At 35.6% G+C, this 22,503-nt stretch carries 22 protein-coding genes; 18 read left to right on the top strand and 4 right to left on the bottom strand.

What is annotated here, in order from left to right; genetic code table 11:
* Positions 1–41: 41 nt before the first annotated feature.
* Together U8521_RS06665 and U8521_RS06660 are read left to right on the top strand one after the other, a co-directional pair.
* On the top strand, positions 42–707 hold the full coding sequence (locus U8521_RS06665) for an adaptor protein MecA (RefSeq protein WP_334332398.1): 666 nt from the start codon (positions 42–44) through the stop codon (positions 705–707).
* A 54-nt stretch (positions 708–761) separates the two neighbouring features.
* Entirely contained in the window at positions 762–1,631 is an 870-nt protein-coding gene (locus U8521_RS06660) for a competence protein CoiA family protein (RefSeq protein ID WP_334352254.1), read from the top strand.
* Positions 1,632–1,764: 133 nt separating this feature from the next.
* On the opposite strand, the gene U8521_RS06655 is transcribed toward U8521_RS06660, so the two are convergent.
* A complete protein-coding gene (locus tag U8521_RS06655; protein ID WP_334352253.1) occupies positions 1,765–2,418 on the bottom strand; it encodes a DsbA family protein in 654 nt (217 codons plus the stop codon).
* A gap of 143 nt (positions 2,419–2,561) precedes the next feature.
* Between U8521_RS06655 and yjbM the strand changes: the two genes are divergently transcribed.
* Genes yjbM through mgtE form a run of 4 tightly spaced genes read left to right on the top strand, consistent with a single transcriptional unit; the run spans position 2,562 to position 6,300 of the window.
* The gene (gene yjbM / locus U8521_RS06650; RefSeq protein ID WP_334332329.1) at positions 2,562–3,218 is read left to right on the top strand and encodes a GTP diphosphokinase; all 657 of its coding nucleotides are present in this window, start codon (positions 2,562–2,564) and stop codon (positions 3,216–3,218) included.
* Positions 3,215–4,027 carry an NAD kinase gene (locus tag U8521_RS06645; RefSeq protein ID WP_334332330.1) on the top strand — a complete coding sequence of 271 codons (813 nt, stop codon included), beginning with the start codon at positions 3,215–3,217 and terminating at the stop codon, positions 4,025–4,027. Before yjbM ends, U8521_RS06645 begins: the two co-directional genes overlap by 4 nt.
* Entirely contained in the window at positions 4,014–4,934 is a 921-nt protein-coding gene (locus U8521_RS06640; protein WP_334352251.1) for an RluA family pseudouridine synthase, read from the top strand. Before U8521_RS06645 ends, U8521_RS06640 begins: the two co-directional genes overlap by 14 nt.
* The gene (gene mgtE / locus U8521_RS06635) at positions 4,927–6,300 is read left to right on the top strand and encodes a magnesium transporter (protein ID WP_334352250.1); all 1,374 of its coding nucleotides are present in this window, start codon (positions 4,927–4,929) and stop codon (positions 6,298–6,300) included. The genes U8521_RS06640 and mgtE overlap by 8 nt, the downstream gene beginning before the upstream one ends.
* A 121-nt stretch (positions 6,301–6,421) precedes the next feature.
* On the opposite strand, the gene U8521_RS06630 is transcribed toward mgtE, so the two are convergent.
* The 3 genes from U8521_RS06630 to U8521_RS06620 all read right to left on the bottom strand — a co-directional run bounded on the left by U8521_RS06630 (position 6,422) and on the right by U8521_RS06620 (position 9,081).
* A complete protein-coding gene (locus U8521_RS06630; protein ID WP_334352280.1) occupies positions 6,422–7,066 on the bottom strand; it encodes a copper homeostasis protein CutC in 645 nt (214 codons plus the stop codon).
* Between the two features lie 122 nt (positions 7,067–7,188).
* The gene (locus U8521_RS06625) at positions 7,189–8,028 is read right to left on the bottom strand and encodes an undecaprenyl-diphosphate phosphatase (RefSeq protein ID WP_334352249.1); all 840 of its coding nucleotides are present in this window, start codon (positions 8,026–8,028) and stop codon (positions 7,189–7,191) included.
* A gap of 33 nt (positions 8,029–8,061) precedes the next feature.
* A complete protein-coding gene (locus U8521_RS06620; RefSeq protein ID WP_334352248.1) occupies positions 8,062–9,081 on the bottom strand; it encodes a lactonase family protein in 1,020 nt (339 codons plus the stop codon).
* Between the two features lie 69 nt (positions 9,082–9,150).
* Here U8521_RS06620 and U8521_RS06615 point away from each other — a divergent pair, with 69 nt between their 5' ends.
* From U8521_RS06615 to rny, 12 genes are all read left to right on the top strand, one after another.
* On the top strand, positions 9,151–10,341 hold the full coding sequence (locus tag U8521_RS06615) for an AI-2E family transporter (protein ID WP_334352247.1): 1,191 nt from the start codon (positions 9,151–9,153) through the stop codon (positions 10,339–10,341).
* Between the two features lie 181 nt (positions 10,342–10,522).
* Entirely contained in the window at positions 10,523–11,032 is a 510-nt protein-coding gene (trmL, locus tag U8521_RS06610) for a tRNA (uridine(34)/cytosine(34)/5-carboxymethylaminomethyluridine(34)-2'-O)-methyltransferase TrmL (protein WP_334332336.1), read from the top strand.
* 11 nt (positions 11,033–11,043) lie between these two features.
* Positions 11,044–11,496, top strand: coding sequence for a DUF1149 family protein (locus U8521_RS06605; protein WP_334352246.1), 453 nt, complete (start codon positions 11,044–11,046; stop codon positions 11,494–11,496).
* A gap of 308 nt (positions 11,497–11,804) precedes the next feature.
* The gene (locus U8521_RS06600; RefSeq protein ID WP_334352245.1) at positions 11,805–14,162 is read left to right on the top strand and encodes a DNA translocase FtsK; all 2,358 of its coding nucleotides are present in this window, start codon (positions 11,805–11,807) and stop codon (positions 14,160–14,162) included.
* Between the two features lie 7 nt (positions 14,163–14,169).
* Positions 14,170–15,441 (top strand): EF-P 5-aminopentanol modification-associated protein YfmF, encoded by a 1,272-nt coding sequence (gene yfmF / locus U8521_RS06595; RefSeq protein WP_334332339.1) that lies wholly within the window; start codon positions 14,170–14,172, stop codon positions 15,439–15,441.
* A 1-nt stretch (position 15,442) separates the two neighbouring features.
* The gene (yfmH, locus tag U8521_RS06590; protein WP_334332340.1) at positions 15,443–16,681 is read left to right on the top strand and encodes an EF-P 5-aminopentanol modification-associated protein YfmH; all 1,239 of its coding nucleotides are present in this window, start codon (positions 15,443–15,445) and stop codon (positions 16,679–16,681) included.
* A gap of 3 nt (positions 16,682–16,684) precedes the next feature.
* Positions 16,685–17,407, top strand: coding sequence for an elongation factor P 5-aminopentanone reductase (gene ymfI / locus U8521_RS06585; RefSeq protein ID WP_334332341.1), 723 nt, complete (start codon positions 16,685–16,687; stop codon positions 17,405–17,407).
* A gap of 63 nt (positions 17,408–17,470) precedes the next feature.
* On the top strand, positions 17,471–18,313 hold the full coding sequence (locus U8521_RS06580) for a helix-turn-helix domain-containing protein (protein ID WP_334332342.1): 843 nt from the start codon (positions 17,471–17,473) through the stop codon (positions 18,311–18,313).
* 73 nt (positions 18,314–18,386) lie between these two features.
* The gene (pgsA, locus tag U8521_RS06575; RefSeq protein WP_135371125.1) at positions 18,387–18,971 is read left to right on the top strand and encodes a CDP-diacylglycerol--glycerol-3-phosphate 3-phosphatidyltransferase; all 585 of its coding nucleotides are present in this window, start codon (positions 18,387–18,389) and stop codon (positions 18,969–18,971) included.
* 23 nt (positions 18,972–18,994) lie between these two features.
* Positions 18,995–19,534: a CinA family protein gene (locus tag U8521_RS06570; RefSeq protein WP_334352244.1), complete on the top strand. Its 540-nt coding sequence runs from the start codon at positions 18,995–18,997 to the stop codon at positions 19,532–19,534.
* Between the two features lie 87 nt (positions 19,535–19,621).
* Entirely contained in the window at positions 19,622–20,761 is a 1,140-nt protein-coding gene (recA, locus tag U8521_RS06565) for a recombinase RecA (protein ID WP_442886132.1), read from the top strand.
* Positions 20,762–20,890: 129 nt separating this feature from the next.
* Complete coding sequence (gene rny, locus U8521_RS06560) at positions 20,891–22,456, top strand: ribonuclease Y (protein WP_334352242.1); 1,566 nt, start codon at positions 20,891–20,893, stop codon at positions 22,454–22,456.
* The last annotated feature ends 47 nt before the right edge of the window (positions 22,457–22,503 follow it).

Below are 22,503 nucleotides of genomic sequence, written 5' to 3'. Positions count from 1 at the left end.
TGAGACTGTTAGAATGTAGATACAGAATTGAGGTGACTATGATGGAAATGGATCGACTTAATGAGAATACAATCAGAGTCATTCTTAGTACAGAAGATTTACAAGAACGAGGGGTAACAGTCCTAGATTTGTTGGGTAATAAAAAGCAAATTGAAACGTTCTTCTACAGTATTTTGGATGAAGTTGATAAGGATCATGTCTTTACGAATAATGAACCTGTTACTTTCCAAATAATGCCAAACAAAGAAGGTTTGGAATTGTTGATCAGTAAGAGTGATGATTCTGAGGGTACAGGTTCATTGCCATTAAATGGGCTACAAGGTTCAGTCGTTAATAATCATAATAATGAGGCAAAAATGGGCACGGAAGAATATGATAGTGACACCGCACCATATCTGAACGACCCGGATACACCTACGAAAACAATTATTGTTGAATTTAAGGACTTTGAGGACTATGTCCAATTGGCTGATTTACTACACTTGGAAAGTGGTATCTCCAATCTTTGGGAATACAAAGACAAGTATTATTTACAATTGATTTTATTCACAGATGAAATGCACGAGATGAGTTATAGTGATGTTTTGGCATTGCTAAGTGAATATAGTTTTAAGACGAAAGTTACTGCGGCTGTTCTCTCAGAATATGGTAAAGAAATCATGAAGAAGACAGCTTTAGAATTAACAAGATATTATTTTGGAAAATAGAAATCAGCCTGCGGGTTGATTTTTTTTTGCGTAATTTTTACTGAGGTGGTAAAAATGTATGCAGCTTTGAATGAGTCAGGAAGTTTAATTGTTGCCAAAGAAGCTAACTCCCAAATGGATTATTATTGTTGTGATTGTCATCAAAAAGTTAAATTGATTACGACAGCTTCACGTAAATATTTCCGACACAAAAATAAAAATAATAATGAAATTAATGAGCGTGATATCCATTTGCAAGGTAAGCAAATATTAATTTCCTTGTTAAAACTTTTGAAACCAAAAAAATTACTTGAAGAATTTTATTTACCAAGTATTCAACAGCGACCAGATATTTTAATGAATCAAACGGTATTTGAATATCAATGTGCTCGCATCAATGCTAAGACGTTAAACGACCGAATTGAAGGTTATCAAACACTTAACTTGAAAAGTATTTGGGTCCTAGGTGGTCATTATTTGAATCGAAAATTGACTAAGGAGCATTTGAAATTTATCAATTATAGTCAAATGTTTGGCTACTTCATTCTGATGTTAGATTCGAATCAGAATCGTTTGATTTTATATCATCATATTTATTTTTTAGGGCCATTCAATAAAATTTATTATCAAAAGAAGTATTTTCAAAAAGATAATTTATTTCAATTATTTGTCTTTCATCCTCAAAAACCAGAAACTGTGGAAATTAAAATGAACGAGTATTTGATTGGGAAATTACGCCACAAGTTGGATGCTAAATCACAAAAAATTAAAATGAGATTTTACTTAAATAATCAACAGACGGTTGAAGAATTTTTATTGGATCAAAACTTTCTTGCGGAAGCCCCAATCTATAAAACACCAGCTTGGCAACGGCGCTGTGGAGAAAAAACTCAATTGTTGTTGCAACCGTCTTTGAGGATAAAGAAATCAGATTTGTATAATTAGATTATGGAACAAAAAAAGAAGCTCTACCAACGAATTTCATTTTCATTAGTAAGCTTCTTTATTTTGAGTTAAATCGGATAAAACAATAAAATTACTTATTTAGTTTGTTGCAGAAGACAACATCTAAATACTATTAATGTCTAAATTTATCTAAACTGATAACAGTTCCTGAAGTAACGTATTTATTTGAAACACTCTTTGGAAGTTCTCTTTCTAACATCGCGTTGATATTACGATTGATTTCCTCAGTATTGGTACAATTGCCGAAGTCATTGATCATAACACCAGGTTTATCCTCATTTTCGCAGTCGAAGATAACGGCTGTTGGTGCCTTTTGGACATTCATTTCCATAGATAATTGTTGATCATGTTTTAATCCTTGTTCGACACATTGACTCTCTTTGTCTGTCATAATTGCTTTGTAATCAAGGCCGCTGTTGTTAATTGCGCGTCTGATAGTGGTATCATCAAAGGGATTATTCAAAATGTTTACTTGTTCTTGTAGGTTCATTAAAAAGTTACGAGCTTTCTTGTTGCCTTGACAAGAAGCAGCTTTGTAAAGTTTCGCAGCTTCTACTACTTCTTGGGATGCTTTGTTTCGTTCCTCAATATCCGAAAGTTTGAATCCCTTCATTTGAATGTAATCGTTGATTGTTGCCATATTATAATTTGTAACAAAGTGATATTGTGTGTCAATGTCGTGTTTACGAGTAAAATCAATGATGCTTTGTTCCACACGTAAGCAGTACGAACATAAGGGATTAATATATAAGAATACTTCCCACATTATGTTTCCCTCCATCTCTATTGCATTGTCATTCTACCAACAATTTACAAAAAGGTAAAATATTAAACTCATGACAGCTATTATTTGGATTTAGATGATTCTTTTAGATATTTACGATATATTAATATTAAAGCGAGGTTATTATGTCAGAAATTAAATGGAATGAATTTTTGATACCTTATTCACAGGCGGTTGATGAATTAAAAATTAAGTTTAGAAATTTACGTAAAGAGTTTCTAGAAAAGAATGAACATTCACCGATTGAGTTTGTGACGGGGCGTGTAAAAACAGTCGATAGTATTAAGGAAAAAATGCGCCGTCGATTTATTTCTGAAGATTTGTTGAAGCAAGATATGCAAGATATTGCTGGAATCAGAATTCAATGTCAATTTGTTGAAGATATTTATGAGGTTGCCAAGTTACTACATATTCGTGAAGACATGCAAGTGATCGAAGAGCGTGATTACATTGCTAATAGTAAACCGAGTGGTTATCGTTCTTATCACGTTGTAATTGAATATCCAATTCAAACTTCTCAAGGCCAAATCAATATTTTAGCTGAAATTCAAATTCGAACTTTAGCGATGAACTTTTGGTCAACAATTGAACATTCACTGAATTATAAATATAAAGGCGATTTTCCTGAAGAAATTAATGAACGTTTGAAGCGAGCTGCCGAAGCCTCATTTATGCTTGATGAGGAAATGTCGAAAATACGTGAAGAAATTCAAGATGCACAACAATATTTTACGGATCGAAAACGAGATCTGAATAGTCCAACGGAGCAAAATAAAAAATGAAATTATGGATCAATAATAATAACAAAGAACAATCAGTAGCTGCTGCTAATAAATTACGTAGTCGTTTATTGGATGCTGGTTTGATTTTGGATAGAAGAAATCCTCAATTGGTGATCAGTGTCGGTGGTGATGGCACGCTTTTGAGCACTTTTCATGCTTATGCTGCCAGACTGGATAAAGTTAAATTTTTAGCTTTACATACGGGACATCTAGGTTTTTATTCTGATTGGATGGATACTGAAATCGATGAATTAGCCAATCGAATTATTGAATGTCAAGACAATATCCCGTCAACGAGTTATCCAGTTTTAGACGTTGCAGTTGAAAATAAGGAAGGTTCACTTTTCCATGGTGTGGCAATCAACGAAACTGTTGTACGTCGTTTGTCTTCTTTGACAATGAAAACAAGAGTCGATTTGGATAAGGAATTTTTTGAAAGTTTTCGTGGGGATGGACTCTGTTTTTCTACCCCTACTGGTTCGACGGCTTATTCTAAATCAATTGGTGGAGCCTTAATTCACCCTAAGATTAGTGTTTTTCAAATGATTGAAATTGCTTCGATCAACAATCGCGTTTATCGGACAATTTCTTCGCCAATTATCGTCCCACACAATCAACAAGTCGACCTTTATCCACAAGTAGCTGATGATTACGTGATCAGTTGTGATGGAATCAATACTAAATTACGTAATGTTAAAAAAATTACCATCAAATTACATTATCAACGTGCCCAGTTTGCACAATATCGTCATCGTCACTTCTGGACTAGAGTAGAGACTGCCTTTTTAGCACAAAATGAAAACGACTAATCGCTTTTTAAAATTCATTCTCAAGGATACTGACAAAAAGACTGTCCGCAAATTTTTAGTGCAACATAAATTCTCTTCTAGTCAATTGCACAATTTGAAAAATAAAGGCGGATTGATTTTTGTTAACCACAAGCATCGTCATTTCAATTTTCGTTTGAAAACAGGGGATGAATTATTAGTAGTATTGAGTAGTGAAGAACCATCGGATTTGATTGAACCAATGGCTGGTAAAATTGATGTTATTTTTGAAGATGAATATTTGTTGGTAGTCAATAAGCCACCAGGAATAGCCAGTTTACCAGCAAAAGCTAAATCAAGTAAAACGATGGCAAATTTGGTGAAGGCTTATCTGATAAAGAATCATGAAAATAGTTCGATTCATTTAGTTACGCGTTTAGATCGAGATACTTCAGGATTGATGGTTTTTGCTAAAACGTCGTATGCTCATTCACTATTGGATCAGATTTTACATACAGATGATTTTCAAAAATTTTATTTAGCAATGATTTATGGTCAACTGACACCGCCAACTGGATTGATTGACTTGCCGATCGGTATTGATCCGACCGCCTTTTATTTGCGGGCGATTGACCACCAAAAAGGCAAAGCTTCACAGACCATTTATCGAACTAAGGCGGTCTATTCGGGAGGCAGTTTAGTTGAATTGAAGCTATTAACAGGGCGAACTCATCAAATTAGAGTTCATCTGTCAGCGGTTGGTCATCCAATCATTGGGGATGAGATGTACAGTAAGAAAACAGATTCACGAATTAAGCGACAGGCGTTACATTGTTTTAATTTAAGAATAGTTCATCCGGTAACAAAAGAGTTGTTAAATTTAAAGGCGCCATTGCCAGAAGATATGGTAGTCTTAAAGGGTGCGTTGAGGGGTGAGAGAAATGGATGAAAATGAAAAAAGACTGCAAGAAAAATTTGAACAGTTAAAGAAATATCTTGATAGTGATGATAAAAAAAGGTTCCGAAAAACCTATCTAGATATGCATTTCTATGATCAAAGTACGTTCTATCTCACTTTGAATAAAGAGGAACGCATTACCCTTTATTCAATTTTAGAGCCCGATGAAATGGGTGATATGTTTGATACGATTGAAGATGACAATCCAGCGATTCCTGATTTACTAAAGGAAATGGATTTGGAATACGCTTCAAAAATGTTGAATGATATGTATGATGATAATGCGGCTGATGTTTTGGAACATTTGGATAAAGTTGATGTGGATAAGTTTTTAGAATTGATGCCACGTAACGATGCTAATAATTTGCGCGGTTTGTTGCATTACGATACAGAAACTGCCGGTGGTATTATGACGACCGACTATGTTCAGTTTAATGAGCAAGAAACTGCAGCAACGGCAATTAAGGCTTTGAAAAAATTTGCTGAAACGGCTGAAACGATTTACTACCTATACGTTTTAGATAATCATGAAGACCTTGTTGGAGTGATGTCCTTGCGTGATTTGATCATGCTAGATGACAACGATACTCTTGGTGAAAAAATGAATAGTGACGTTATAACGGTGAACGTCGATGCTGAACAGGCTGAAGTTGCTCAAGTTTTCAGAGATTATGAATTCTTAGCCGTTCCCGTTGTTGATCACTCAAATAAATTAGTCGGAATTGTTACAGTTGATGATGTCATTGAAGTTATTGATGATGAAGCTCAACAAGATTACTCAGGTTTGGCCGGTGTTAGTATGGATGAAGCCAATAATGACGGACCATTTAAGTCAGCTTCCAAACGTTTGCCTTGGTTGATTACGTTGTTACTTTTGAGTATGATCACAGCGACTTTGATCAATCATTATGAGAGTTTATTAGCAGAGGCTAGTATTTTAGCGGTCTTTATTTCAACTATTACTGGTACGGCCGGTAATGCGGGTACACAAAGTTTGGCCGTGGCAGTTAGGCGACTAGCAGTTGAAGAAATTGATCGTCATGAATTTTTAAAATTAATTGGTAAAGAGTTAATTACTGGTTTTGTGACTGGTTTAGTAACTGGGGTCTCGGTCATGTTACTAGTTGGTATTTGGAAACATAATTTTGTGCTAGGGATGGTAATCGGTCTAGCCATGTGTGCTGCCATTACTGTTGCTAACTTAGCCGGAAGTTTGATTCCAATGTTGATGTCTAGTTTTGGCTTTGATCCCGCCGTGGCTAGTGGACCTTTTATCTCAACTTTAAGTGATTTAACTAGTGTTTTGATTTACTTTAGTATTGCCGGAATGTTTATGCAGTATTTTGTTAGAGTCTGAATGGTGCTTTTTGCAATCAATTTGAGCTGGAACAAAAAAATAACAGCATCTATTCGTAGGGTACAGTTGACTATTATTAGTCTTGTGTGCGTTAAGAATAGGTGCTGTTTTATTTTGTAAATTAATTGTTAATTCCGTCGATTACTTTTGTACCATGAACTTCTTTGACACCAAGTTTTTCAGCGATGGCATCGCAGTTCTTAAAGTTAACTCCGCCTCCAGGTAAAATCGTGATTCTACCATCAGCGTAGTCAATGTATTTTTTAATATTTTCTAAGGTATCGTTGATATCTGTTGTCAATGGGCCACCATGGGTTAAGATGCGGTCGACATCGTGATCAACTAACCAATCGATAGCGTCTTTTTTGTTATCTTCTGCTAGAGCATCAAAAGCCATGTGGAAAACTACTTGCATGCCACTAGATGCGGCAATCAGTTGTTCCATGGCATCTTCATCGATTGCCCCATCACTTGTCAAAGCACCGAAAGTAACAGCGTCAACACCTAATTTTTGGGCCTCGAACAAGTCAGCTTCCATCATTTTGATCTCTAAATCGTTGTAAACAAAATTGCCACCACGAGGACGAATCATTTCGACCACGGGAATAGATTTTTCTTGCAGATATTTAGTAGCCTCTTGTAATACACCATGGCTGACAGTTGTACCACCGACAGCTAGATTGTCGTTTAATTCGATCCGGTTGGCACCTTTAGCAACGGCTAGGGGAATTTTAGTGAAATTTTCAACTGCGACTTCTTTAAAAATAATAATCAACCTCTTTTTTGATATTTGATAAGTCCATTCTAACAAAATGGATAGCGGTTACAACACTAATAATGTTTGGAAATAAAAATCTGTGATAATCATTATGATTATCACAGATTTTGTTAATTTATCATAGTTTTAATACCAAAGTAAGCAATCACAATGATAGCTAAGATGATTCTATACCAACCGAAGGCTTTGAAGTCATTACGTTTGATATAGTCAAGTAAGAACTTGATTGAGGCATAAGCCACAATAAATGAAACGAATGTACCAATCAGGAGAATAATCAATTGATCTCCTGAGAAAGTATTACCTTTAGCAAAGAACTTAACAATTTTCAATAAACTAGCACCGAACATCGTTGGAATAGCTAGAAAGAAAGAAAATTCTGTGGCAACGAATCTAGAGGTTCCGACCGTCATACCACCTAAAATAGTTGCTCCGGAACGTGAAGTACCAGGAACTAAAGAGAGCACTTGGAAAAGTCCAATTTGAAAGGCAGTTTTATAAGATAAACTATCTAAATCGGCTGTCTGCGGAGTTTTATCTTTCAACCAATTCTCGACCACGATGAAAAGAATACCGTAGATCAATAGAGTGGCTGAAATGACTTGCCAACTCGTTAGATGAGCATCCATCCAATCATTTAAGGGTAGACCAATTACGACAGAAGGGATGATGGCGAGTATAACTTTGAACCAAATATCCCAAGTTTGTTTCTTTTGGTGACTGTCCTTTTTAGGCGAAAATGGATTCAATTTGTGGAAGTAGATGAGTATAACCGCCAAAATTGCTCCAAATTGAATAACTACCATAAACATGTTGATAAAGGCTGTGGATTCCTTTAATTTGATGAATTCATCAGCTAAATACAAGTGACCAGTTGAACTGATCGGTAGAAATTCAGTAAAACCTTCGATGATTCCAAGGATAATAGTTTTAATGATTTCAATGAACATAATAATTAATTATTCTCCTGACTAATTTTGGAACTAAATAAAGTGTACACATACACACTCAGGAATGGAAATATTATTTTCCAAACTAGTCAAAATTCCTTTTTTCTCGTTGCGTTTGAAAATAGTGATGTTGTCAGAATCTTGGTTAGCAGCGACCAAGTATTTTTCTGAAGGATCAAGATCGAAATCACGCGGACCTTTACCGTCGGTAGATGTTGTAGTGATTTTCTTCAAACGTGATCCATCTTCACTGACGCTAAACAAGGCAATTGTATTTGCACCACGAGTTGAAACATATAAGAACTTACCGTCTTTAGTGATTCTAATGGCAGCAGTAGTATTCTTTTGTTCATCCTTAGCAGCTTCAACTTCATCAACTAAGGTTAAGCCAGCAGTTTTAGCATCATATTCCATAACTAGAACTTTTGATGACAATTCGCAAGCAACGTAAACATAAGGTTTTGTTGGATTGAAAACCAAATGTCTTGGAGCGTAACCACTTGGTGCAATGTAATTATTCATGAGTTCTGGATTCTTTGGATCAGAAATATCATAAATATAGATGCGGTCAGCACCGTAATCACAAATGATCAACTTGCCATCGGGAGTCAAAGCACTAAAGTGAGGCTTTGATTGGTCTTGTTCAACTCGAGGGCCATGGCCTTCAAATTTAACCTCTGAGTAGTGTTCAATCTTACCATCATCAGTTAGATGATCAATCTTTACTTTACTCAAATGGAAATAAGCACTGAAAATTAAATTACGTGAGGCATCAAATTTTACATATGAAGGAGAAGTTTCTTCTGAGAAATCTTCATCCAATAATTTTGGCTCGTCACCGTTAATATCATAAACAACAATACCACCACGATTATCTTTCTTAGCCAAAGCAATCAATTTCATATCATTTGTTACATCAATATAAGTTGGGCCGTTAAGCTCAAGTAAAACTTTTGGCGTTGACAATTCGCCATTTTCTGAATTTAGTTCGGCAGAGTAAACACCCTTACCATCTTTTTTTGTGTATCCACTAAAGAGAACCTTTTCAAACATTACAAAAACCTCCAAACATTGTATAGTATATAGTATATTCTTTATAGAAAATTTTTGGGGAGTACTTTTATGAAAGAAACACCAGAAAAGAGAAAAAGTTGGTTTTACCAATGGTTTCTAAACAATCAATTGACGGTGATTTTGCTTAATATTTTCTTAGTATTTTTGATTATTTATCTTTTTTCCAAAGTGAGTTTTGTTTTTGATCCAATTAATCAAATCTTGGGAATCACGATGCCACCGGTAATTCTAGCATTGGTGTTGTTTTATTTGATTAATCCGTTGATCAATGTTTTGGAAAGTAAGTTTCATATTAATCGAATTATCTCAATCACGTTTGTATTCATTATTATTTTGGCACTTCTGATTTGGGGCGTGATGTCCCTAATACCATTTGTCCAAGAACAAATTCAATCACTGATTAAAAATTGGCCGCAGTATTGGCATTCGCTAAATGAAAGTTTACAAAATATGTTTTCTGATCCCAAATTGCATGTTATTCGGGATCGACTGGCAAATACCAATGAAAGTATTACCAAAAGTTTTGAAAAATCAATGAATCAAATTCTGCCACGAACGGTCAATAATATCGGATCGGCAGTGGGGGTACTTACTAACGTTGTAGTTATCATCATGACGGCACCATTCATTTTATTTTTTATGTTGAAAGATGATAAAAAATTTAAACAATCAGTTGTAAAAGTGATGCCTAATAGAATCAAACAATCAGTTGGTGACACACTTTCAGAAATCAGTCAGGCCTTGAGTTCTTATATTACTGGCCAATTGACAGTCGCCTTTTGGGTAGCAGTCATGTTTTTCGTGGGTTATTTGATTATTGGCCAACGATATGCACTAGTACTAGGAATTGTTGCCGGCATTTTGAATTTGATTCCTTATATCGGTTCTACTTTGGCACTGATTCCGTCATTAGTAATTGCGGCTTTTATTGCACCATCAATGGTCGTAAAAGTTATTATTGTTTTTGTAGTTGAACAAACAGTTGAAACACGTGTTATTTCACCGATTATTGTCGGAAATAAGATGCAAATGCATCCCGTTACAACGATTTTAGTTTTACTAGTTTCAGCGGGAATGTACGGTTTGATCGGGATGGTCGCCGGAATTCCAATTTTTGCCATTTTAAAAATTATTGTTGTAAGAATTTTCAATTGGTTTAAACGTAATTCAAATTGGTATGACGATAATGATCAAAATGAGGCAAAAGAAACGGAAACTACTAAAAAAATTCACGAATAATTCAAATTTCTATTGTCTATACCGGATATGTCGGATATAATACTTACTGAGTTTGCAGTTATTTGTTTTTCTCAGAAGAAGTTTTGACAAAAGCAAATAAATATCAGGCTTTACTAGCGCATGTCCTTGCTGTGGTTTTCACCGAGGGTATGCGCTTTTTTGTTAAAAAGGGAGAAGAAAAATGACTAATCACGTTGCACTATATGAGCCACTAATGCCAGCTAATACTGGGAATATTGCTAGAACTTGTGCAGGTACTAACACTAAATTGCACTTAATTCGTCCACTAGGTTTCAATACTGATGATGCTCACATGAAGCGAGCTGGACTTGATTATTGGGATAAAGTAGATATCACTTATCATGATGATTTGAATGATTTTCTTGATTCAATTCCAGATGACAATTATCTATACTTAATTACTAAATTTTCTAATAAGGTATACAGTGATCAAGATTATTCTGACACATCAAAAGATCATTATTTCTTATTTGGTAAAGAAACAACCGGATTACCAGAAGATTTCATGCGTCGTAATCCTGAAAAATGTTTGAGAATTCCTATGAGCGATAATATTCGTGCTTTGAATTTATCAAATAGTGTAGCTTTAGTCCTTTATGAAGCCGTTCGTCAACAAAAATTCGCAGGTTTAGAGTTAAGTCACCATTACGAAAATGATAAATTAGATTAGGAGAAAAAATTATGAAAATAATCAAGGGTGCTGTAAATGTTCAAGGATTTCATTATGACGTTGAATCAACGAGTGCTGATCCTAAGACTGAATTAAATATCAATATTGAACATCCCGAATTTAAGGATGAGAATGGTCAACCGTTGAATGAAGACAAAGGTAAGATTTTACAAATCGTCGTACCATTTGAAATCCATCCCGAAAATGCTCCATTCAAAGTTTCAGGTTTAATCGGCCAAGTTGTTCAACCAGTTGGTTTCCATGGTGAAATTCAAGATTTAGAAGCCAAAGATGTTCAACAACTGTCACGCCCAGTAGTTGAGTATATTGAAACTTTGACATATCAAGTAACAAGCGTCGCCTTGAATCAAGGATTTTCATTGAATTTCAATAAAGATATTAAAATCGAACCAAATGACGCTTTAAAAGAATTAAAATCAAAAGAGAAAAAATCAGATAAATAGAATCCTTTCTAAAATCTTGTTAGTATTGGTAGGAGTCTTCTATAAAAGTTCTGTGATGTGGAAATCTGTTGGTTATAATCAGATGGATAATAAAAAAATCATAGAACCGTTATTTAGTCCGGAGCAACAAACTCGATTTGGTTCAAATGTCGTGCCCACATTGTTCCAGCCAAAATTGAGTTTGTTGCGGAGGACGGAATTTTTCGCTAAGCAAGAGGAAAGTTAAACAGTCCAGCTGGGCTGTTTTTTTTGAGCTTCAAAAAAGGTATAATTTTAGATGATTACTTTAAGGATCGTGTGAGGTATTTATGGCAAGAAAAAAGGCAACTACAAAGCCTAGAAAGAGAAAAACAACAACGAATAATTCCCGATTGATTAGATCACTAGTCAGTCTCGTGTGGATATTACTGTCAGTTTTAGGATTATTCAAATTCGGTATTGTTGGAAAAACTTTTGACAATATTTATCGAATTTTTGTTGGTGACAGTTATCCTGTTTTATTGATCATTAGTATTTTTGTTGCAGCATTCATTATCGCAACGGGTAGAATACCGATGATGACACCCAAACGTAATTTTGGTTTGTTATTTGTATATTTGGGTACCTTAGTTATTCTGCATGGCATATTTTTCTCTAATATGTCGTTGTACCATAATTATAATTTAGTAACTTGGAATACTTTAGCTACTGAAATGACTCAAGTATCAGTTGATAATTCAGTTGGTGGAGGGATGATAGGCTCATATATTTATAGCTTCTTCATGCCAATGTTTTCAACTGTTGGAACGTATTTTGTAACGGCGTTATTAATTTTTATTGGTATTTTAATGTTGTTCAACGTAACGATGAAACAAGTCTCAATTGTGACAACTAATGTGTTGGTTTCATTTAAGCATTTACTAATTAAAATCAAGGATTCACTCAGTGGTGGATATAGTAATTACGTGGAAACGCGTGCTACGACAAAAGCGGAGAAACCAAGTCCAATTTCGCCAAAAGTCGAGCGTGACGATGATAAGTTCAAGGATGTTAATAGTTTTGCTAAGAAAAGTGAGAGTCCTAAAGAAGAGGATTCAGAGTTTCATATCGATATGCCTAAGGCTCCAGAATTAAAGGCTGAAGAGAATAAAGCCGAAGTTGTTTCTAAGCCTTATGGAATCGACGGAACTAAGGATAAAGATTTACCTGACCCAGTCAGCACCAAGGCAACTGATGACAGTGATTATCAGTTACCCAGCGTTGATTTATTGAAACAAGTTCCACAAACCGATCAAAGTGCAGAAGTCAAATTGATCGATGAAAATAAAGATAAGTTAAAGCAGACCTTCAAGAGTTTTGGAGTTGATGTTGAAGTTAAGAAAGCTAGTTTAGGACCAACTATCACTAAGTATGAAGTCCAGCCTGCTGTCGGAGTTAAAGTAAGTAAGATCGTTAACTTAGCTGATGATTTGGCCTTAGCACTTGCAGCTAAAGATATTCGTATTGAAGCACCAATACCTGGTAAGTCTTTTGTTGGGATCGAGGTTCCTAATCAAACCATTTCAACCGTTTCCTTTAGAGACATTACTGAAAATCAAAAAGATAAAACGCATCCGCTTGTAGTGCCTTTAGGAAAGGAAGTTTCGGGGAATATTATTGAAGCAGATATCACGAAAATGCCCCATTTATTAATTGCTGGATCGACTGGTAGTGGTAAATCTGTTGCAATCAATACGATTATTACCGGAATTTTAATGAAGGCTAAACCGAGTGAAGTTAAATTGATTTTGATTGATCCTAAAATGGTTGAATTGAATGTTTATAACGGTATACCACATTTGTTGATTCCCGTTGTAACTGATGCCAGAAGAGCTGCTGGAGCGTTGCAAAAAGCAGTTAAAGAAATGGAACGGCGTTATAAACTTTTCGCAGATACCAGTCACCGTAACATTGGTGAGTATAACGCTGATGTTGATAAGTTTAATGAAACGGCTGATGAGGAAGATAAAATGGAACGCCTTCCTTATATCGTCGTTATTGTCGATGAGTTATCTGATTTGATGATGGTAGCAGGTCATGAAGTCGAAGCTGCGATTGTCCGTTTAGCTCAGATGGCTCGTGCGGCCGGTTTACATATCATTATTGCTACACAGCGTCCATCAGTTGATGTCATTACTGGTTTGATTAAGGCCAATATTCCTTCGCGAATCGCTTTTGCGGTGTCCAGTGGGGTCGACTCCCGAACAATCCTTGATTCAGTCGGGGCAGAAAAATTATTAGGTCGAGGCGATATGCTCTTTCAACCAATTGGTAAGAGTAAGCCGGTTCGTTTACAAGGAGCTTATATTTCGGAATCAGAAGTTGAAAATGTAGTTAATTTTGTAAGCAATCAACAAGAAGCTGAGTACGATGAAGATATGATTCCAACCGATGTTGATGAGGGTTCGGCTAGTGGCAGCGGTGATAAACCAAATGATGAATACTGGGATGATGCCGTTGATTTAATTGTTAAACAGCAATCGGCCAGTGTCTCAATGTTACAAAGAAGATTCCAAATTGGTTATAACCGAGCTGCTCGAATGGTCGATCAGATGGAAGAAAAGGGAATCGTCGGACCGAGTGAAGGTAGTAAACCGCGCAAAGTCTTAATAACTGAAGAACAACTCGAAACAATGAGAAAAAATTAGGTGAAAAATGAAACAAATACTAGCAAAGAATGTCTTTTTAAATATCAATCCAATTAAAAAATTTCGAACGATTAAAATTCAGGTCGATTTTTTGCGACCTTTGAAAAAAGATGAGACGACTGGTCGCCGCCTGTTGGCAAACGTCTTGTCTAATTCGACACAAAACTATCCTAGTTTTCAAGCGATAAATGACCGGGAAATGGATTTGTATGGTTCAGAAATCAACGTCTATACTCGTAATTTATTGAATTTTAATGATTTGGCTTTTAGCGTTGAATTCGCTGATCCTAGTTTTTTAATTGGTTCACAGACTCAAATTAAAGATAACTTGGATCTATTAGGAGAAATTATTTTTAAACCTAATCTGAAAAATGGTTATTTTGATGAGACTGCTTTCTCAACTGAAAAAAGAAATTTAATGTCTAATTTGGTGTCGATTCAGGATAATCAAGATCTAGTTAGCGCTTTAGGACTAATCAAGTTGATTTATAAAAATGACCCCGATCGTCAAGTTCCAATTTTTGGTGATATTGATCAATTGGAACATATCACAAACGAACAATTGTTAGATATTTATAAAGATGTGATCGCTAATGATGCGGTCATAATTAATGTGGTTGGTAACGTTGATGAAAATAATTTTCTAGAAGATATCAACCAAAGTATTTTTACCCAAGCTTTGAAGGGTGATCGCAATGATTTACAAATTTCTTTCAGCAACTTTGATGATTTAATCAAACAGCCAGCCAGTGAAATTGAACATAAGCGATTGAATCAAAGTCGAATTGGTTTGGCTTACGAAACCAGTCTTACCAAGGGAGTTAATCGGTTAGCTCCACAGATTATGAATTTGATTTTAGGTGGAGATGACCAATCACAGCTGTTCTTACAAGTTCGTGAGAAAAACAGCTTAGCTTATTCAGTTTCTAGTACTTATCAACCACTCAGTCATTTAGTCACCATTCAAGCAGGATTAGATGCCAATTCGATTGAAAAAGCACTACATTTGATCAATGAGCAAATTGCCTACATCAAAGACGGCAAGGTCACCAATGAGCAAATTAGACATGCTCAGAAAGTTATGTTGACGCAACGTAAAATTTCTAGTGATACGATTCAGCATTACATCATGCGAGGAATTTGGGAGACAGTCTATCCAAAGACTCTTTTGGATGATGAACAATTTGAACAAGAATTAAATGATCTTGATCGAGAACAGGTCGCTGTTGTAGCAGAAAACATGCATGCAATTGCTCAGTATCAATTGATTGGAGACTAATATGACACAAAGATTGGAAAATCACGTTACAAAATTACCGAATGGCTTTCAAATATCAGTAGTACCTTTAACCGGATTTAATCAAGTTTATGGCGTTGCAATGACAAATTTTGGCTCTGTTGATACTTGGCAAAACGACAAACAGTTGCCTGCTGGAATTGCACACTTTATTGAACATAAATTATTTGCTAAACCAGGATATGATATTTCTGAGAAATTTGCTAAATTCGGTGCTAATTCAAACGCCTACACTAGTTACACAAAGACAGCTTACTTGTTTCAAACACTAGAAAAACCTTATGAAAATTTGAAAGTTTTACTTGATTTGATTCAAAACCCACATTTTACAGCTGAAAATGTTGCATCAGAACGAGGAATTATTGATCAAGAAATTCAAATGTATTTGGATATGCCTGAGTTTGTTTTGGAACAAAAAATTTTGGCGCAACTTTATCCGAATGATCCGATTGCTGAAGATATTGCGGGCAGTAGCCAGTCCTTGCAGCAAATTAACCGCGAAAATCTATTAGAGACTTATCAAAATAATTATCGGCCGGATAATATGGATTTAGTCATTGTCGGTGATGTTGATTTTGAAAAAATTGAAAATATTGTTCAAAATTCTAATTTTCAAAGTAATGGTGCACCAGTTCAAAAAAATTTGAATCAATTTGAAAAAATTGGGTCTGGTGGTCAAGAATATATGGATATCACGCAAGCTCGATCAGCTTATGGAATTCGAATTGACAGCGATTTGAGCGGCTATGAATTAGTCCGACACCAATTTATCATGAATATGATCATGGAAACTTTGATTGGTGAATCTTCACCTAACTATCAAGAAATGAATAATTTAAAGATAATTGATGACAGTTTTTCTTATAATGTGGTTGCAGAAAACAACTATTGTTTTATCATTATTAGTGGGTCTACTAATAATTCTGAACAATTTCAAGAATATCTTCATAATCACTTATCTTATGAATCATTAGTCAAAGTCTTATCGGATGAAAAATTTGAACGTATTAAACGTGATGCAATCGGAGCGTACTTATTTGCTCAAAATTCACCTGAAGCAATTGCCAATCAAATGGCGGAATTGAATTTTTACGATGTTGATTACTTGCAATTAGTTGCAATGATCAATTCGATTCAAAAAGATGACTTGTTAGAAGTTTCAAAGAAGTTTTTAAAAGATGACAATAGTACCTACTACAATTTATTACCAAATAGGAAGTAAGCTATGTACGCATTAATTATGGGTAGTTCTGGTGATATTGGTACCAGCACGGCCAAAAATTTAGCCCAAAAGGGTTGGTCGCTTTATTTACATTACAATCATAATGTTGATCGAATTGAAAAGTTAACAAAGGAACTGACACAAAATTATCCTCATCAGGATTTCATTCCGATTCAATTCGACATGGAAAATGATTCTGTAGATAAGTTGACACAACAAATTTTTGGATTAGATGCAGTTGTTTTTGCACAAGGAAATACTTACTATAAGTTGTTGGTGGATATTTCTGAAGAAGAAATCGATGCACTGTGGAAAATTCATGTTAAGTTGCCGATTTTGATCTTGCAGCAATTACAAGACAAGTTAGCAAAAACTCATCACGGTCGAATCGTCTTTATCGGTTCAATTTATGGTAAAGTTGGTTCGGCAATGGAAGTAGTTTACAGTACTGTTAAGGGAGCTATGTCTTCATTTGCAGATGCATATGCTAAAGAAGTTGCCTCATTAGGTTTATCAGTTAATGTCGTAGCTCCTGGGGCTGTTAACACTAAGATGAATACACAAGAATTCAGTAGTGAAGATTTAGAAAGTGTTAAAGAGGAAATACCAGCTGATCGGTTGGCAGATCCCGATGAAATAGCTGATTTAGTCAGTTATCTAGTCAATATCAAATCAAATTATTTAACTGGACAGACGATTTATTTCGCCGGTGGTTGGTTGTTGTAGTCGTTGGTAGTTAGATAATAATTTATGTTATACTTAGAAAAATTAGTTAATCGGTGGTAAATAATGGACGAAATTGGCCAAAAGTTAAGAAATGCCCGTATCAAAAAGGGCTACACAATTGATGATTTACAACAAATCACAAAAATACAAAAGAGATATTTAATCGCAATCGAAGAAGGTCAATTTGATCATCTTCCAGGTGACTTTTATGTCAGAGCGTTTATCAAACAGTATTCAGATGCTGTTGGAATTTCAAGCGATGACTTGTTAGAGGAATATAAAGCTGATATTCCTAATTCACAACCTAAGCAAGAAGCAGCACCACAAGAAACGAAGACTCGTACGATCAAGGAAGAATCAAATTCTTTCTTCTCTAATTTGGGAAATTATATTCCTCAAATCGTAGTCGGAATCGTTATTTTAGTGATTATTGGTGTAATTGCTTTTGGGATGATTCATCGTAGTCAAAGTACTTCTAGTGTGACAATTCCTAAAGATAATACGGAACAAACGACGAAGAAAAAGACTAAAAAAGCTAAGAAAACTACTACAGCTAAGAAGGAAACTAAGAAAACAGCAACGAAGACAGTTAGTGTCACATCTACAGATACCGCTGATACATATACCGTTAAGAATATGCCGACAGATGGTTTGAAGGTTGAAGTTGCTGCAAAGAATGGTCAAGCTTGGATCCAATTTACTGAAGGTTCAAACACTACTTGGCAACAAGCTCTTAGTGCAGACGAAAAGAAAGAAACGACTGTTCCAGCTGATACGACTAGTTTCAAGATTCAAACTGGTAATGTTAATAACACAACTATTACTATTAATGGTAAGTCTTTAGACTTGAGTAGCAGTGATAACAGTTCAATTGTCAGAACACTTACTTTTAATGTTGAAAAATAAACTAATGGTGTCTAATCTATTTATGGTAGGCACCATTATTTTGTAAAAACACATTTTTTTGGAGGATATTTTAATGGTTTGGAATTTACCTAACAAATTAACCATGATTCGAATTTTTTTAATACCGGTATTTATTATTTTACTTGCCTTTGATTGGTCTGATTGGGGAGACCTATTCGTTTTAGGAGATTTGATTCCTATGAGTCACGTCTTTGCAACTGTAGTCTTTATTGCAGCATCATTGACAGATTTAGCAGATGGAAAGATTGCCAGAAAACATCATTTGGTAACTAATTTCGGTAAGTTTGCTGATACGTTGGCAGATAAAATGCTCGTTATGACAGCTTTTATTTTTCTAGTAAGTTTCAAAATGGCTCCAGCTTGGGTCGTTGCAATCATTGTTTGTCGTGAATTGGCTGTCACTGGTTTGAGAACGATCGTCTTAGAAGAGGGTGGCAAGGTCATGGCTGCTCAAATGCCTGGTAAGATTAAAACTACTACTCAAATGTTGGCAATTATTTTCTTATTGATGCATAATATTTTCTTCTCAGCTATCAATATTCCAATTGGACAAATTTTCTTATACATCTGTTTGATCTTTACGATTTACTCAGGTGCTGATTATTTCTACCAAGCTAGAGATATTTTCAAAAGATAATACGTAATTTGGAAGTGAGAGCAATGGATGAAGCAAACAATATTTTAAAAAATGTTGAAACAACTGATTTCGAAAACGGAGTCCCAGCAAAATGGCAGGATTTTTCAACTGAAACGGTTAATTTGTTGAAAGAGAAGCATTTAAAGTTAACTGCTGCGGAGAGTTTAACTGCTGGATTATTTCAGGCGACTTTAGCATCCGTTCCGGGGGCCTCTAATGTCTTTGACGGTGGCTTTGTCACTTATGCTGATTCGGTCAAGATAGACCTTCTAGGGATGAATCCTGAGCTTATTGAGCAATATACTGTGGTGAGTGCGCCTGTTGCAGAAGCTATGTCTAAATTGTCTGCTGAAAAATTATCGGCAGATTTAGGACTGGGCTTTACTGGTGTGGCAGGACCAGATTCACTAGAAGGAAATCCTGTTGGAACTGTTTTTATTGGCGCTACGAATCGTAAGAAACAACAAAAAAATGTTCAAGAATTTCATTTTACAGGCTCTAGACAAGCTATTCGTCTAAAATCAGTTCTCTGTGGATTTGCTCTCATTTGGAAAATTTTATAACGAACAAACATTTGTTCGCTTTTTTCTTGCTTTTTTGGTGAATTACTAATAATATACTTAGTGATGAATGCATTAGGAGGAAAGAATTTGGCTAAAGATGAACGTCAAAAGGCTCTAGATGTAGCCTTAAAGAAGATTGAAAAGGATTTTGGTAAGGGTGCCATTATGAGAATGGGTGATGATTTAAACACTCAAATCTCAACAGTTTCAACAGGTTCACTAGCCTTAGACAATGCGCTAGGTGTTGGTGGATTTCCTCGTGGAAGAATTGTCGAAATCTATGGTCCAGAAAGTTCTGGTAAAACTACAGTTGCTTTACACGCTGTTGCTGAAGTGCAAAAACAAGGTGGAACAGCCGCTTATATTGATGCCGAAAATGCTATGGATCCTGAGTATGCTAAGGCACTAGGTGTTAATATCGACGATCTATTACTTTCTCAACCAGATACTGGTGAACAAGGTTTGGAAATTGCAGACGCTTTGGTTTCCAGTGGTGCGGTCGACATTGTGGTTGTCGATTCAGTTGCAGCTTTAGTTCCGCGTGCTGAAATTGAAGGTGAAATGGGTGATGCTCACGTTGGTCTACAAGCTAGATTAATGTCTCAAGCCCTCAGAAAGTTATCTGGTTCAATTAATAAGACCAAGACAATTGCTTTGTTTATCAACCAAATCCGTGAAAAAGTCGGCATCATGTTTGGAAATCCTGAAACTACTCCTGGTGGACGCGCTTTGAAATTTTATTCAACAATTAGACTAGAAGTCCGTCGTGCTGAACAAATTAAAGATGGTTCTGATGTTATTGGTAATAGAACTAAAATTAAAGTAGTTAAAAACAAGGTGGCTCCACCATTTAAAGTTGCTTTGGTTGACATCATGTATGGTAAAGGTATTTCTCAAACTGGTGAGTTAGTTGACATGGCGGTTGATAAAGATATTATCGACAAGAGTGGCTCATGGTACTCATACGGTGATGAAAGAATTGGTCAAGGTCGTGAAAATGCTAAAACTTATTTAGCTGAGAATCCTGACAAGATGGAAGAAATCAAGAAAAAGGTCCGTGACGCATACGGCATGGATGGTAAAAAAGAAGATGCTGATAAGTCAGATTCAGATGATAAGTCAGTTGACAAAGCAGATTCAAAAGATAAAAAAGATTTAAGATCTACTGAAAAAAAGAGCGAAAATATTGATTTAATTCCTGATTCTAATAAAAAAGAGACTGAATAAGTCTCTTTTTTTCTTTTTACTTGGTTGACAGGCTATATTTATTCTATAATATTAAGTTGTATGTAAATAATTTGTAACAATAATTTTACAAACAAATCTTTTTAAAAAAGCAAATATGGAGGTGATAGCGTGTATCCAGCTATCATAACCTTCTCTTTCGCTCTAGTAACATTGATCGTAGGTATACTATTCGGATATGCTCTCTGTAAAGATGCTTACGAAAAGAAACTTTCACAAGCTAAACAAACTGCTGAAGATATTGTTTCGGACGCAAAGAAAGCCGCTAAATCCTTGAAAAAGGAAACGCTTCTTGAAGCCAAAGATGAAATTCATCAATATCGTGAGAAACAAGAAGATGAATTGAAGGAACGTCGTAAAGACATTCAGAAACAAGAAAATCGCATTCTCGAAAGACAAGACATTTTGGATAAAAAAGACCAATCGCTTGAAAAGCGTGAGGAAAATATCGAGAAGAATGAGAATGATATTTCAGCACGACAACATAAACTTAGTGAAGAAGATAAACAATTGACTGAAACTCTTAATGAACAGCAAGCGGAGCTGGTAAGAGTAAGTAACTTAACACGTGAACAAGCAAGAAAAATTATTCTTGGTAAGTTGAACAAAGAATTGGTACATGAGCGTGCCAAAATGATTAAAGAAAGTGAAGAACAAGCTAAGCAACACGTTGAAAAAGACGCAAAAGAATTGATTGTTGCAGCTATTCAAAGAAGTGCCGCCGATACGGTTTCCGAAAATACCGTTACGACTGTTACCTTGCCTAATGAGGACATGAAGGGGAGAATCATTGGTCGTGAAGGTAGAAATATTCGGACAATTGAGGCTTTGACGGGGGTAGATTTGATTATTGATGATACTCCTGAAGCAGTCGCTTTGAGTGCTTTTGACCCTGTCAGAAGAGAAATTGCTCGAATGGCACTTGAGAAATTGATTGAAGATGGGCGAATTCATCCAGCTAGAATTGAAGAGATGGTTGATAAAGCTCGTAAAGAAATGGATGATCACATCCGTGAAATTGGTGAACAGACCATTTATAGTTTAGGTATCAGTTCAATTAATCCTGATTTGATCAAGATTATTGGACGTATGCAATATCGTACAAGTTACGGTCAAAATGTTTTAAGTCACTCAATCGAAGTAGCTAAATTATCCGCTGTAATGGCTGCTGAAATGGGTGAAGATGTTATGTTAGCAAAACGAGCAGGTTTATTACACGATATCGGCAAGGCTATCGATCGTGAGGTTGATGGTTCACACGTTGAAATAGGGGTTGATATCGCTACTAAATACAAAGAACCAGAAGTAGTCATCAATACGATTGCTTCACATCATGAGGATGTAGAACCAACGTCATTTATTGCAACAATTGTTGCGACTGCTGATGCAATTTCGGCTGCACGTCCAGGTGCAAGGTCAGAATCGATGGAAAATTATATCCATCGACTAGAAAAACTTGAAGAAATTGCCAATAAGCATGATGGCGTTGATCACTGTTATGCTATTCAGGCTGGTCATGAGATTCGTGTCATGGTCAAACCAGAAGAGATTTCTGATGATCAAGCTGCAATCTTAGCTCGTGATATTAAAGGGGAAATTGAACAGAATCTTGAGTATCCTGGTCACATTAAAGTTACAGTTGTTCGTGAAATTAGAAAAGTAGAATTGGCTAAATAAGAGGGGTGTATCGTAAGATGCGCTCTTTTTTAATTTCCTTTTTGTTT

This window comes from Companilactobacillus miaonis, assembly GCF_036913615.1.
Lineage (GTDB): Bacteria > Bacillota > Bacilli > Lactobacillales > Lactobacillaceae > Companilactobacillus.
This window is presented reverse-complemented; position numbering and strand designations above follow the sequence as displayed.

What these genes read in the sequence shown, in the direction of transcription:
- U8521_RS06665 (WP_334332398.1), top strand. Translation starts at nt 42, where the DNA reads ATGGAAATGGATCGACTTAATGAGAATACAATCAGAGTCATTCTTAGT.
- U8521_RS06660 (WP_334352254.1), top strand. Translation starts at nt 762, where the DNA reads ATGTATGCAGCTTTGAATGAGTCAGGAAGTTTAATTGTTGCCAAAGAA.
- U8521_RS06655 (WP_334352253.1), bottom strand. Translation starts at nt 2,418, where the DNA reads ATGTGGGAAGTATTCTTATATATTAATCCCTTATGTTCGTACTGCTTA.
- yjbM (WP_334332329.1), top strand. Translation starts at nt 2,562, where the DNA reads ATGTCAGAAATTAAATGGAATGAATTTTTGATACCTTATTCACAGGCG.
- U8521_RS06645 (WP_334332330.1), top strand. Translation starts at nt 3,215, where the DNA reads ATGAAATTATGGATCAATAATAATAACAAAGAACAATCAGTAGCTGCT.
- U8521_RS06640 (WP_334352251.1), top strand. Translation starts at nt 4,014, where the DNA reads ATGAAAACGACTAATCGCTTTTTAAAATTCATTCTCAAGGATACTGAC.
- mgtE (WP_334352250.1), top strand. Translation starts at nt 4,927, where the DNA reads ATGGATGAAAATGAAAAAAGACTGCAAGAAAAATTTGAACAGTTAAAG.
- U8521_RS06625 (WP_334352249.1), bottom strand. Translation starts at nt 8,028, where the DNA reads ATGTTCATTGAAATCATTAAAACTATTATCCTTGGAATCATCGAAGGT.
- U8521_RS06620 (WP_334352248.1), bottom strand. Translation starts at nt 9,081, where the DNA reads ATGTTTGAAAAGGTTCTCTTTAGTGGATACACAAAAAAAGATGGTAAG.
- U8521_RS06615 (WP_334352247.1), top strand. Translation starts at nt 9,151, where the DNA reads ATGAAAGAAACACCAGAAAAGAGAAAAAGTTGGTTTTACCAATGGTTT.
- trmL (WP_334332336.1), top strand. Translation starts at nt 10,523, where the DNA reads ATGACTAATCACGTTGCACTATATGAGCCACTAATGCCAGCTAATACT.
- U8521_RS06605 (WP_334352246.1), top strand. Translation starts at nt 11,044, where the DNA reads ATGAAAATAATCAAGGGTGCTGTAAATGTTCAAGGATTTCATTATGAC.
- U8521_RS06600 (WP_334352245.1), top strand. Translation starts at nt 11,805, where the DNA reads ATGGCAAGAAAAAAGGCAACTACAAAGCCTAGAAAGAGAAAAACAACA.
- yfmF (WP_334332339.1), top strand. Translation starts at nt 14,170, where the DNA reads ATGAAACAAATACTAGCAAAGAATGTCTTTTTAAATATCAATCCAATT.
- yfmH (WP_334332340.1), top strand. Translation starts at nt 15,443, where the DNA reads ATGACACAAAGATTGGAAAATCACGTTACAAAATTACCGAATGGCTTT.
- ymfI (WP_334332341.1), top strand. Translation starts at nt 16,685, where the DNA reads ATGTACGCATTAATTATGGGTAGTTCTGGTGATATTGGTACCAGCACG.
- U8521_RS06580 (WP_334332342.1), top strand. Translation starts at nt 17,471, where the DNA reads ATGGACGAAATTGGCCAAAAGTTAAGAAATGCCCGTATCAAAAAGGGC.
- pgsA (WP_135371125.1), top strand. Translation starts at nt 18,387, where the DNA reads ATGGTTTGGAATTTACCTAACAAATTAACCATGATTCGAATTTTTTTA.
- U8521_RS06570 (WP_334352244.1), top strand. Translation starts at nt 18,995, where the DNA reads ATGGATGAAGCAAACAATATTTTAAAAAATGTTGAAACAACTGATTTC.